The sequence below is a fragment of the Gemmatimonas sp. genome (genome assembly GCF_044345575.1).
Lineage (GTDB): Bacteria > Gemmatimonadota > Gemmatimonadetes > Gemmatimonadales > Gemmatimonadaceae > Gemmatimonas.
On sequence record NZ_JBIJAW010000086.1, the window covers coordinates 1 to 11,379 of the forward strand.

At 66.4% G+C, this 11,379-nt stretch carries 12 protein-coding genes and 1 pseudogene; 3 read left to right on the top strand and 10 right to left on the bottom strand.

Annotated features, from left to right (window positions below):
- Positions 1–244: 244 nt before the first annotated feature.
- Positions 245–1,465 carry a glycine C-acetyltransferase gene (locus ACIQ6O_RS07255; RefSeq protein ID WP_396207108.1) on the bottom strand — a complete coding sequence of 407 codons (1,221 nt, stop codon included), beginning with the start codon at positions 1,463–1,465 and terminating at the stop codon, positions 245–247.
- 6 nt (positions 1,466–1,471) lie between these two features.
- Positions 1,472–2,497: an L-threonine 3-dehydrogenase gene (gene tdh / locus ACIQ6O_RS07260; protein ID WP_396207109.1), complete on the bottom strand. Its 1,026-nt coding sequence runs from the start codon at positions 2,495–2,497 to the stop codon at positions 1,472–1,474.
- A 461-nt stretch (positions 2,498–2,958) separates the two neighbouring features.
- Between tdh and ACIQ6O_RS07265 the strand changes: the two genes are divergently transcribed.
- On the top strand, positions 2,959–3,195 hold the full coding sequence (locus ACIQ6O_RS07265; RefSeq protein ID WP_396207110.1) for a hypothetical protein: 237 nt from the start codon (positions 2,959–2,961) through the stop codon (positions 3,193–3,195).
- Between the two features lie 97 nt (positions 3,196–3,292).
- The gene (locus ACIQ6O_RS07270) at positions 3,293–3,580 is read left to right on the top strand and encodes a hypothetical protein (RefSeq protein ID WP_396207111.1); all 288 of its coding nucleotides are present in this window, start codon (positions 3,293–3,295) and stop codon (positions 3,578–3,580) included.
- Between the two features lie 94 nt (positions 3,581–3,674).
- Here ACIQ6O_RS07270 and ACIQ6O_RS07275 read toward each other — a convergent pair whose 3' ends face one another.
- Together ACIQ6O_RS07275 and ACIQ6O_RS07280 are read right to left on the bottom strand one after the other, a co-directional pair.
- Complete coding sequence (locus ACIQ6O_RS07275; RefSeq protein ID WP_396207112.1) at positions 3,675–3,854, bottom strand: hypothetical protein; 180 nt, start codon at positions 3,852–3,854, stop codon at positions 3,675–3,677.
- 330 nt (positions 3,855–4,184) lie between these two features.
- On the bottom strand, positions 4,185–4,892 hold the full coding sequence (locus ACIQ6O_RS07280) for an SAM-dependent methyltransferase (protein WP_396207113.1): 708 nt from the start codon (positions 4,890–4,892) through the stop codon (positions 4,185–4,187).
- A 414-nt stretch (positions 4,893–5,306) separates the two neighbouring features.
- Here ACIQ6O_RS07280 and mutM point away from each other — a divergent pair, with 414 nt between their 5' ends.
- Positions 5,307–6,098 (top strand): bifunctional DNA-formamidopyrimidine glycosylase/DNA-(apurinic or apyrimidinic site) lyase, encoded by a 792-nt coding sequence (gene mutM, locus ACIQ6O_RS07285; protein ID WP_396207114.1) that lies wholly within the window; start codon positions 5,307–5,309, stop codon positions 6,096–6,098.
- Here the strand turns inward: mutM and ACIQ6O_RS07290 are convergent.
- The 6 genes and pseudogenes from ACIQ6O_RS07290 to rho form a co-directional block, all read right to left on the bottom strand.
- A complete protein-coding gene (locus ACIQ6O_RS07290; RefSeq protein WP_396207115.1) occupies positions 6,027–7,292 on the bottom strand; it encodes a glycosyltransferase family 4 protein in 1,266 nt (421 codons plus the stop codon). The genes mutM and ACIQ6O_RS07290 overlap by 72 nt on opposite strands.
- Before the next feature lie 104 nt (positions 7,293–7,396).
- Positions 7,397–8,653, bottom strand: coding sequence for a class I SAM-dependent rRNA methyltransferase (locus ACIQ6O_RS07295; RefSeq protein WP_396207116.1), 1,257 nt, complete (start codon positions 8,651–8,653; stop codon positions 7,397–7,399).
- A gap of 36 nt (positions 8,654–8,689) precedes the next feature.
- Positions 8,690–9,508, bottom strand: a complete 819-nt coding sequence (locus ACIQ6O_RS07300; RefSeq protein ID WP_396207117.1) for a glycosyltransferase family 2 protein — start codon at positions 9,506–9,508, stop codon at positions 8,690–8,692.
- The gene (gene mltG, locus ACIQ6O_RS07305) at positions 9,505–10,539 is read right to left on the bottom strand and encodes an endolytic transglycosylase MltG (protein WP_396207118.1); all 1,035 of its coding nucleotides are present in this window, start codon (positions 10,537–10,539) and stop codon (positions 9,505–9,507) included. Before mltG ends, ACIQ6O_RS07300 begins: the two co-directional genes overlap by 4 nt.
- Positions 10,529–11,035, bottom strand: a complete 507-nt coding sequence (gene ruvX, locus ACIQ6O_RS07310) for a Holliday junction resolvase RuvX (RefSeq protein ID WP_396207119.1) — start codon at positions 11,033–11,035, stop codon at positions 10,529–10,531. The genes mltG and ruvX overlap by 11 nt, the downstream gene beginning before the upstream one ends.
- Positions 11,032–11,379 (bottom strand): annotated as a pseudogene (gene rho, locus ACIQ6O_RS07315) (transcription termination factor Rho); the annotation flags it as partial. The gene ruvX and the pseudogene rho, both read right to left, overlap by 4 nt.

Genomic DNA, 11,379 nt, shown 5'->3' on the forward strand with positions numbered 1-11,379 from the left:
TGGCAAAAACGCTGGCAAAAACACTGGCAAAAACGCCAGCAAAAACGCCAGCAAAAACGCAGCGACCGCCTTAGGCCAAAGGCCAAGGCGGTCGCCCGTTGGTGCCCACGTCATCGCCCGCGCCACTCCGCGTAGGTGCCAACGCGTTCGTTCCAGCGCGTAGGTTCCAACGCGTTGGCGCCAACGCGTCGTCGATCGCGCGTAGTTAATCGCGCGTCGTGACGCCCCCCGACGCCCCGCGCGCCTAGAGTATCCCCGCCACTTTCCCCGCCGACTTGAACGCCGCGACTACCGCGTCCAGGTCGTCCTTCGTGTGTGCCGCCGAGACCTGACAGCGCACGCGCGCTTCGCCCTTGGGCACCACCGGGAAGCCGAAGCCGGTCACGAACACGCCGCGCTCGAGGAGCAGGTCGCTCATGCGAATCGCGAGCGCGGTCTCGCCCACGATGATCGGGACGATGGGCGTTTCGCCGGGAAGCGGCGTGAACCCCGCCTCCTGAATAGCGGCACGGAAGTAGCGCGCATTCTCGTGCAACCGCGTGACCAGTTCCGGGTGCGCCTCCGTGTACTCCACGGCCGCGAGCGCGCTGGCGGCCACGGTGGGCGGCAGCGCATTCGAGAACAGCTGCGGACGCGAGCGCTGCGTCATGATATCGCACAGGGCCGCCGGGCCGGCGATGAACCCGCCGGCGGCGCCACCAAGCGCCTTGCCCAGCGTGCTCGTGATGATGTCCACCTCGCCGACCAGGCCGAAGTGCTCGGCGGTGCCGCGCCCTGTCTTGCCCAAGACGCCGGTGGCGTGCGAGTCGTCCATGACCACGACGGCGCCCTCGTCGCGCGCGATCTGCAGGATCTCCGGCAGCTTCGCGATGGCGCCTTCCATAGAGAAGACGCCGTCGGTCCAGATGATCTTGCGCGGGGCGCTCCGGTTGGCGCGCAGCTTCTCGCGCAGGTCGTCCATATCGGCGTGCTTGTACACGGCTGTCGTGCACTTGGTGATCACCTTGGCGAGGCGCACCGAGTCGATGATGGAGGCGTGATTGAGCGCGTCGGAGATGACGAAGTCCCCTTCGCGCACGATGGTCGGAGTGAGCGCCTCGTTGGCGTTCCACGCCGACACGTAGCTCATGCTCGCCTCGGTGCCGACGAAGCGGGCGAGCGCCGCCTCCAACTCGCGGTGCACCGTAAAGGTGCCGCAGATGAAGCGCACGCTCGCCGTGCCGGCGCCGTATTTGTGCAAGGCGTCGACGCCCGCGCGGACGACGGCGGGCTCGTTGGCGAGACCGAGATAATTGTTGGACGAGAGCACGATGACTTCACCGCGCCCCTCCATCTGCACGCGCGCGCCCTGTGGCCCTTCGATGTAGTTGAGCCGCTTGTAGGTGCCGGCGTCCTTCAGGGCATCCAGCTCGGCCTGCAACTCGGCCCGGAGCGCCGCGCCGCCCGGAGAATTCTCAGTCGACATCGTGACTCAGCCGATGGTGAAAATGATCTTGCCCGCCTCGCCCGACTTGATGAGGTGCATCGCCTCGTCCACCGCCTCGAGCGGCAGGCGGTGGGTGATGACCGGCGTGGGGTCGAACATGCCCGATCGCACGAAGCGCGACATCTGGTGCCAGGTGTCGTACATGCGCCGACCCACGACGCCGTAGATAGTGAGCCCCTTGAAGATGATCTCCGTCGCGAAGTCGATGTCGATCGTCTTGCTGGGGATGCCGAGCATGTTCACGCGACCGGCCGGACGCGCCAGCGCGAACGCCTGATGCACGGCACTCGGGACGCCGCTCATTTCGAGGACGACGTCGGCCCCGTGCCCGTCGCTCGCCGCCATCACCGCCGCGTGCGCCTGATCGGGGTGCACCGCCTCGTGGGCCCCCATGGTGCGTGCGAGTGCGAGCCGCTTCGGGTTCACGTCGGTGGCGATGATGCGCGCCGCCCCCGCCGCCTTGCAAATCCCCACCGCGAATGCCCCGATGGGGCCGCACCCCGTGATGAGGACCACGCTGCCGGGGATGTCGGCGGTGAGCGCCGTGTGAAAGGCGTTCCCCATCGGGTCGTGGATACCGCCGATGTCGTAGCTGATGGCGTCGTCGAGGTGCCATACGTTGGTGGCCGGCATGGCGATGTACTCGGCGAAACAGCCATCGCGGTCGACGCCGATGATCTTGGTGGAGGGGTCCACGTGAGCGTTGCCGGTGCGACTGAAGAGCGATCGGTCGTCGACGATGTGTCCCTCGGCCGTGACGCGGTCGCCGACCGTTACGCTCTCGACGAGCCGGCCGACGGCGACGACATCACCGGCGAACTCATGGCCGCAGATGAACGGCGGCTTGCAGCGCCCCGACGCCCACGCGTCCCACTCGTAGATGTGCACATCGGTGCCGCAGACGCCGGCGCTGCGCACGCGGATGAGCACTTCGTCGTCGCGGATGGTGGGCTCCGGGACTTCCATGAGGGTGAGGCCGCGTCCGGCGGTCTGCTTCACCAACGCTTTCATGACGCTCCAAGGATGAATCCGGACCTGCTGTCCGGAGAGAGTACGATGGGGAGGAACGACAAAAATCGCACCGCGGAGCAGGGCGTGGAAGCCACCGCGTCCCGGTGGCGTACCGGCGGCGGCCTTCTGCGCCGGTTATGTAGTCGCGCGCGTTCTTTATACGCACTATTGCGCGATTGAATTATCCACGCGTATATTCGCGTTAATTCAACGACTTGCGCGCACTATCCACATCCGGAATCCCCGAGCTTCACGGTTCACGCAGCATCGGGGCGCGCAGTCCTCATCGGAAACGCGTGGCGATAAAACGGCACGAGTTCCACCCGCAGTCCTACGTCGCGCTCGCGACACCAGTGTCCGAAGCTGACCGCCGTCTGGCGTCGGCTTCCGTTTCGCCGTCGTTGCTCGCGCCTGTGCGCGGAACGACGGCTCGCTCCGCTGTCGCCGCTTTTTGCGCCGCCGTGCGTTCGAGCATCCTCTCCGCCTTCGACGTGCGTAGCCGCGTCCGCCGCTCGCCCATGGCCGCGTCGCGGATACGAAAGGGCGTGGCCGTGACACTCACGGCAACGTCTGCCCACGACAAGATTCGCGTGTTGCCGGCCCGTCTCGGGCGTGTGACACGATTCGCCTGCTCTGCAACGCCCGCGGCAGCGGCGTGGCAGACACCCCGCTACGTGTGCCTCCTGGAGGCCGCGTAGCACACGACGACGCGGTGCATGCGCCGCCCGCCGTGTGTGCTCACCTTTCCACCGGGGGAAAGTGAGCGTTTCCATCTCTCGTGAGAGGGTTGTTCAAATGGCTCCTGCCAAGAAGGCCGCCAAGAAGGCGGCGAAGAAGCCGGCCAAGAAGGCCGCGAAGAAGGCCGTGCGCAAGCCGGCGAAGAAGGCCGCCAAGAAGGCTGCGAAGAAGGCCACCAAGAAGGTTGTCAAGAAGGCCGCCAAGAAGGCGACCAAGAAGGTAGCGAAGAAGGCGGCGAAGAAGGGCGCGAAGAAGGCGGCCAAGAAGGGTGCGAAGAAGGCGACGCGTAAGCCCGCCAAGCGCGCCAAGAAGGCTGCTCCGGCGCCGGCCCCGGCCGCGGCGTAATACGCCGTTCGGCGGTCCCGCTGTACCCATACACGCGAAAGGCGTCGGCTTGTCTGCCGACGCCTTTCACGTTTTTCGTAGGGGGCCCGTCCGGTCAGGCGTGCGCCGCGACCCGCACACGGGGCTCCGCCGCGAACGCCGGCTCGTCATCGGGAACCGGGCCCCAGACGAACGCGGAAAATCGCGTCGGCAAATCACCACGTCCGCCATCGGCGATGACGATGCCCACGGGTTCCTGGCTTTCGGATGACGGTAGCAGATTCTTGAGGCGCATAGTGGGCGATCCTCCACCCGAGGGAAGTATTGGTATCACTGCCATTCACGGCATCACCCCAATCAGTAGCACACCAGATGCCACTTTTTGAGATTCGTGCAAGTTGTTTCCTGTAAACATCTTGCGTCGATAACTCAGCCGTTGGCGGACGGGTTTGGTGTCCAGCTGACACGTCACAAATCGTGATTGGTGTGTCATTGTGATACGCGAGCGGTCGGGTGTCGGAAGGCTTCCGTGATGCCGCCCGCGCAGGCGGTGCCGAGACGGTTGCCCCGAACGAAAAAGGGCGCCCCGAACGGAGCGCCCTTCCTGCCCGCCGCCATCCGGCCGTTACGCGACCGCTTCCTTGCGAGCCATGAACGTTTCGCGACGGCCAGCACTCCGTTCGACGGAGATCGTCCAGCCACGGTAGCGGTGCGCCAGCTCCTCGAGTGGAAGCACGTCGGCCAAACTGTCGGCGCCAGCCGCAATCGTCTCCACCAGATGGACGCCGCCGTCCACCGTGGCACTTTGCAGCACCTCGATCACCCGAGCCCGGTCTTGGGCCGTGAGCCCCGCGAAAGCACTCGGCGAGCACACCACGCCGTGTAGCGCCACGTCGGGCGCCCAGGCGCCCAGATCGGCGCAGTAGCCTCGTACCCGCTCGGTAAGGCCCGCGGCATGGGCTGCCTTCACGACGCGCTCTACGGCGTCTTCGGCGGGTTCTACGGCCGTCACAGCGGCTCCGCGCGCCGCGAGGTACAGCGCCGCCCCCTCCCGCTCGGCGCCCGCGACCAACACGTGGCGATCGCTCGAGTCTCCCAGTGCGCGAACCAGTACGGCGTCGGGGTCGATCCCCCAATGCTCAGGCTTGCGATACGCCTCGAGCATCCGCAACCGCCGGCGCTTCCACGTGGTGTACGTGGGCAGCCGCAAGCGCAGCGCAATGAGCCGGTCGACCTCTTGCCATACGAGAATCTCCGTAAGCCCCATCTGGTCGGCCTTGCGAAGCGATTCCACGGCTTCGTCGCCGATCTTCAGGAGCGCGCTGCGCGACACCGAGTCCTTGTAGTCCTCGATCTCGCGCTCGACGTAGAGCTCGTATTCGTATTTGAGGGACCGGGGAGAACTGATAGCGCTAGCCCTCGGATGTGGATGGAATGTGGATAACCTACAACGTCTTTGTGATCGCGCAAGAGGCAATTTTGTGATTAACGGACGGGTAAGTGCCTGCCATGCAATTCTTTCTGGCCAAGTCATGGCCGCGCCGCGACCTCGGCTCGACCCGCTTCCTACCCGGAGAAAATGAGAAAAGGGGGAACTGATGTTGGGAGAAAATGAGGGTGGGAGAAAGGGCGCCGCCGTCCGGTCGGACCACCTCCGTTTCCGGTAGCCAGGACCGTACGCTCCTTCGCCGCTGCTCCCGGGCCCGCGGCGAGGGATCCCGCCATCCGCCTCCGCCGTTCCCTCAGCATGCCGGAGCTCCCCGAAGTCGAACACGCCGCGCAGCGCCTCAGGGCCGCCGTGCTCGGGCACACGATCGCCCGCGCCGAAGCATTGCACCCCAGTCAGCGCCGCCACTTTCCGCCCAAGGCGTGGAAGGCCGTCGCCGGTCAGCGCATCGAGCGCATCGAGCGGCGGGCGAAAGTGCAGTTGCTGCACCTCGCCAACGGCGCCGTCCTCGAAGTGCATTTCCGCATGACCGGCGACTGGGAGTTCACCGCCCTGCATGAATCGCCGCCGAAATACGAACGGGTGCGCTTCGAAACAATGGAGGGCGTGCGCGTGAGCCTTGCCGACAGTCGCGCGTTCGGCATCATCACGCTGCACGCACCAGGCACGTTCGCGCCCATCGAGGCGGGGCCCGAACCTCTCACCGATGACTTCACCGTCGATGGATTCCGGGACGCGCTCGCCAACAGGCGCGGCCCCATCAAGCCCACGTTACTCGACCAAAAACTCGTAGCCGGTATCGGCAACATCTATGCGAGTGAAGCGTGCTGGGAAGCGAAGATTCATCCCGCGACGCCATCGAACAGCCTGTCGAAGGCACGCGTGGTACGACTCCGCGACGCCGTGCGGCTCGTGCTCGAGACAGCGCCGAGCGGTCGCTATTACGCGCGCGACGATGTGAATGAGCGCGACATCTGGCGCGTGTACGGCAGGGACGGGGATCCATGCCGTCGCTGTGGTTCACGCATCGTGCGCACCGTGCAGGCCGGTCGCAGCACGTATCACTGCGGGCGCTGTCAGCGGCTCAGGTGAACCGACGGGCACAACGCGTGGCGTTGCCAGCGGCTCGTCCACCACGCGTCGCGCACCTGTCGTCGCTTCGAACACCATGAGGGTCTGCGCCGCCGTGCTGCGCCATGAGAACAGCGCGGCGCGCTGACGTCCCGCTGCACCGAGGGCCGCGCGCAGCGCCGGCTCGCTCGCCATCCGCTCCATCGTCCGGCTCATCTCTTCCGCGTCGTCCCACCGGACATACTGTGCTGCGGCGCCGGCCACTTCGGGCAGCGAACTCTCGCTCGAGCAGATCACCGGCGCTCCCATGCGCATCGCCTCGAGCACCGGCAAGCCGAACCCTTCATATCGAGACGGATACACCAGTGCGCTGCACCGGCGATACAGGGTGACCAATTGCGCGTCGTTCACGAAACCGACGTGGCGAAGCCAGGGAGCCCGGCCGATACGATCTCGCGTCTCGCGCGCGAGCGATGGCCCGCACTGCACCAACGGCACGCGCACGCCCCGTGCCCAGAGTGCATCCATGGCCGCGTACACAGTCGTCAGATTCTTGCGCCCGTCTTGCCCGCCCACCGTGAGAAAGAACGGTCCGGACACGCGCGCGTCCTCCAGCGGCGTGACGTCGTCAGCCACGTCGATGGGCAGATCGTCGGCGGCGAGCGGCGTGACTGTGATACGCGTGGGGTCCGCGTCGGTCTTGTCGAGCAGCTCCTCGCGCGTGAAGTGCGAAATCGCGAGCACTCCGTGCGCGCGGTCGAGCGTTCGGCCGTAACGCGCCCGGTATTTGGCCCGCTTGAGCACCTTCCACCACCGATGATCGAGCTGCAGCATCGGGGCGATGTCGTGCACCGTCGCGATGCAGGTAGCCGAGTGTGCTGGGGGCGAGATGAAGTTCCACGGGTACCACGCCACGCCGGCATCAGTGTGGGGCAGCCGATCCACCGTTTCGATCCACGTGCGGGTGTTGAGCGACGGATGCAGGCGGCTCAGTTCCTCGCGTAGCGCAGCGATGTCCCGCCGGTGCGCCACGAACAGCGTGAAGCGGAGCGCGGGGCGCTGCACGGCGAACTCCGGTAGCATGCTCCGCACGTAACGGCCGATGCCACGCCGCTCGTGCACGAGGCGGGTCGCTTCGACGGCCAGATGGCCGAGCGTCGGCAGGGGCAGCGGCATGGGGGACGGCAGGACGATGGGGGAGTGCCCGTGGTGCATGGCGACACTCCTGGGACGTCGCATACCCTGCCCACGTTAAGGCCGGGCCGTGTGATCGATCGCACCGCCATGATGACACCACATCGCCACCACCGGACGCCGACTCAGTGCATCGCCTCGAGCAGCGCCCCCTTCAGGTACCCGGTCTCCGGCACATTGATGAGCTCGGGGTGGTCGAGCGGCTGGCCCGTGATCGCGCGCAACGCAAAGCGCCGCCCGCTGTCTGCCACCGCTTCGCTCAGCATGTCGAAGAACATCCCGCGCGATAAATGAAAGCTGCAACTCGCCGTGAAGAGCACACCGCCCGGCGCGAGCAGCTTCATCGCCTGCAGATTGATGTCCTTGTACCCGCGCATCGCCCCGTCGAGCGCGCCGCGTGTCTTCGCGAACGCCGGCGGGTCCACCACGATCGTATCGAACTGACGTCCCTCCCGGTGCCACGCGCGCAACACGTCGAACGCGTCGCCCTCCACCGGCTCGATATTCGTCAGCCCGTTGCGGGCGGCATGCTCGTGCACCCGGGCGAGCGCCGGCCCCGAGACATCGACGGCACATACGTGGTCGGCCTGCCTCGCCAGATGCAGCGCAAAGCTGCCGTGATAGGCGAAACAGTCGAGGGCGCGGCCGCGAGCCAGGCGGCCGATAAGCACGCGGTTCTCACGCTGATCCAGAAACGCACCGGTCTTCTGTCCATCCCACGGGGCGGCGAGATAGCGCACGCCGTGCTCGAGGACTTCCACCACCTTGGGGACGTCGCCGTAGAGCAGTTTCACCTCGCGCGGCAGTCCTTCACGATCACGAGCGGCCGGATCATTGCGAGCGAGAATGCCGGTGCATCCCGTGAGCTCCTGCAGGCAGCGCACGATGACCTCCGTGTACGCGTCCAGGCCCGCCGAGAGCAACTGCACCACGAGCGAGTCACCGTATTTGTCCACCACGAGACTCGGCAGGCCATCGCCTTCGCCGTGCACCAGACGGTAGGCATTCGCCTCAGCGTCGAGTGGCGCCCGGCGCGCGATCGCGGTGCGCAATGTGTCGTGCCACCACGCCTCGTCGATGGTCCGATCCGGATTGGCCTCGATACGGCGAAGCGAAATCTCCGACTGTGGGCTCCAGAGAGCCCACCCGAGCGGCGCGCCATTCGATTCTTCCACCCGCACCACGCCGGCTGGAAGCGCGGGTCGCCGTTCAACGTCGCTGCGGAACACCCACGGATGCCCGCGCCGCAGGCGCTGGGCTCCCTTGCGGTTCACCACGGCCACGTCGCCGCCCACCGCTACCTCGGTGCGGGCTCGGGAATCGGGGGAGCCACCGCGTGACGAACGCGGACGGCCGGACGAGCGACGGTCGGGACGATTCACCTTGGGCCTCGCACGATCACGCGCTACCCGTGACCATCAGGCCACACGCTGCGCGGAAGAGAGATACTGGTCGACACCGCGCTCGCAGCGCGTACGGCGCTCCCGGACGGTGCGCATGAACACATCGTGGTTCCGGTCCACGGCATCGAAACTGGCTTGCTTGTGCCACAGATGGTAGCACACCGCCGAGAACTTGAAGTTGCGTCGCGAGACACCGGCGTTGATGAGGCGCGTGGCGAGTTCGCTGTCCTCTCGTCCCCACCCTTCGATCGCCTCATCGTAGCCATTCACCCGCACGAGATCGTCGCGCCAGAACGCCATGTGCGCGCCGCGAATGCGCTTCAGTCCGTCCGTGGGCCCCTTCACCAATGGTGTGAGCCACGGGGCGTACAGCGCGTTCTGTCGGATATTGAGATGCGGCGTGAACGGCCACAGGCGGATGCGCTCGCCGGCGAGCAGGCGCTCGGTCGTGGGGCGTTCGACCAGGGCGCGTGATCCCTGTACCCAGCAGCCGCGCCGCGCGAAGCGCGCGTGGGCCTCGATGAACGCGGGGTGCACCACGATGTCGCCGTCGATCTGCACCACGTACTCCCCGTGCGCCGCGGCGATAGCCTTGTTGCGGATGGCCGCGAGACGGAAGCCGGTGTCTTCGTGCCACACATGTACGAGCGGCACGGGGAACGTGGCGCGGGTCTGATCGATGAGGGCGCGCGTCTCGTCTCGTGAGCCGTCGTCGGCGATGACCACCTCGACGGGCAGGATGCGCTGTCTCCGCACGCTGTCGAGCACCAGCGCGAGCGCCCGGGGCCAGTTGTACGTGGCCACGATCAGGGAAATGCGCGGACGATCGCTCACCGCGTGCCGTCCGCCTTGACCGCGCGTCGCGCTGCCTTGCTTCTGGCGATGGCTTTGGTGTGCTGCCCGAATGTTTCGGTAAACTCGTGGCTACCGTCGGGGCGTGCCACGAAGAACAGATACGGCACGTCGGCCGGCGCCAGCGCCGCGGCGATACTCGCCTCACCGGGGCTCGCGATGGGACCGGGCGGGAGTCCCGGGTATTTGTAGGTGTTGTACTTCGAGTCGACCTCGAGATCCTTGTACAGGACCCGCTCCACATGTTGGGGTAGCGCGTACTGCACCGTGGGATCGGCCTGCAACAGCATGCGCTTCTTCACGCGGTTCCAATACACCGCGCTGATGAGCGGGCGCTCTTCGGCCTTGCGCGCTTCCTTCTCCACGATACTCGCCATGGTGAGCGCGTCATGCCGTGAGATGCTCATGGCCTTGAGGCGCGCATCCCACTCGGGCTTCCACACGTCGAGGAACCGCTCCACCATCGCGTTCACCGCGTCACGCGCACTGGTGCCTTCGGGAAACGTGTAAGTGGCCGGGAAGAGGTACCCCTCGAGACTCGGTACCGGGATGTCGAGTTCGCGCTGCCACGCGGTATCGGTCACTGCGGCGCGCACGGAGTCCGCAGGCACACGCAGCGCCTTGGCCAGCACCGGCGCGATGTCCCGTACGTCGAAGCCCTCGGGAATCACCACGGTGGTCATGAGACCGCGGCCCGTCACGAGGGCATCGAGCACATCGCGATAGCCGGCGCCCGCCACGAACTGGTAGGTACCGGGCTTGATGTCCGTCTCGGCGCCGGTGAGGCGCGCAAACAATCGAAACAGTCGTGTGGAGCCGATGACCTCGTGCGCCGCTAACGAATCGGCGGCGACACGAAGGCTCACCCCTTTCGGGATGATCACGCGTGATGCTGCACCCGATGCTCCACTGCCGCCGCCGATCTCCCGCCACAGCCACGCCAGCAGCACGACCGAGAACGCGAGGGCGCCGAGGCGGATGAAGCGCGAGTGCTTGGAACGCTTACGGGCCATCCGCGTCGTCCCCGTGCCTCATCTCCGCCGCGCCTCCAAGGACCGCTTCACCGAGTGCCACACCCTGCGCCGCCGCGCGGAGCACGCTTTCCAGCAGCACACAGGCGGCCATGGCGTCCACGTCACCCTTGCGGCCTCGGGTGCTGCCACCCTGCTCCTTGATGCTGCGCAGGGCAGCGGAGGTGGTGAAGCGTTCGTCGACGAGTCGCACCGGGAGCGACTGCCGCGCGACGAGTTTCGCGGCGACATCGCGCACTTCGCGGGTGCGATCGGTTTCGTTGCCACCGGGATCGAGCGGCAATCCGAACACGTACCCCTGCGCGCCGAGTTCCTCCGCTTGACGCATCAGCTCGGCGATGGGCGGCCGCTTTCCGGCACGGCGTGCGATGATACCCACAGGGGACGCGAGCATGCCGAGTTCATCACTGATGGCGAGGCCAATGCGTTTGTCGCCCCAGTCCACCGCGAACAGCCGTGCTGCCGATGCCGCCGTCACGCTTCGGCCATCTGCTCGAAGAACTCCTGATTGTTCTGCGCCCGCTCCATGCGCTTGAGCAGGAAGAGCATGGCCTCGTCGCTCGGCATGTCGGCGAGAAAGGTGCGCAACAGGAAGACGCGCTGCTGCTCCTTCTGCGAGAGGAGCAGCTCTTCGCGCCGCGTCCCCGACTTGTTGATGTCGATGGCCGGGAAGATCCGCTTTTCGGCGAGCTTGCGGTCGAGCACGAGTTCCATGTTGCCGGTGCCCTTGAACTCCTCGAAGATCAGCTCGTCCATGCGCGAGTTGGTTTCGATGAGCGCCGTCGCCACGATGGTGAGCGACCCGCCCTCCACGAGCTTGCG

What these genes read in the sequence shown, in the direction of transcription:
- ACIQ6O_RS07255 (WP_396207108.1), bottom strand. Translation starts at nt 1,465, where the DNA reads ATGTCGACTGAGAATTCTCCGGGCGGCGCGGCGCTCCGGGCCGAGTTG.
- tdh (WP_396207109.1), bottom strand. Translation starts at nt 2,497, where the DNA reads ATGAAAGCGTTGGTGAAGCAGACCGCCGGACGCGGCCTCACCCTCATG.
- ACIQ6O_RS07270 (WP_396207111.1), top strand. Translation starts at nt 3,293, where the DNA reads ATGGCTCCTGCCAAGAAGGCCGCCAAGAAGGCGGCGAAGAAGCCGGCC.
- ACIQ6O_RS07275 (WP_396207112.1), bottom strand. Translation starts at nt 3,854, where the DNA reads ATGCGCCTCAAGAATCTGCTACCGTCATCCGAAAGCCAGGAACCCGTG.
- mutM (WP_396207114.1), top strand. Translation starts at nt 5,307, where the DNA reads ATGCCGGAGCTCCCCGAAGTCGAACACGCCGCGCAGCGCCTCAGGGCC.
- ACIQ6O_RS07290 (WP_396207115.1), bottom strand. Translation starts at nt 7,292, where the DNA reads ATGCACCACGGGCACTCCCCCATCGTCCTGCCGTCCCCCATGCCGCTG.
- mltG (WP_396207118.1), bottom strand. Translation starts at nt 10,539, where the DNA reads ATGGCCCGTAAGCGTTCCAAGCACTCGCGCTTCATCCGCCTCGGCGCC.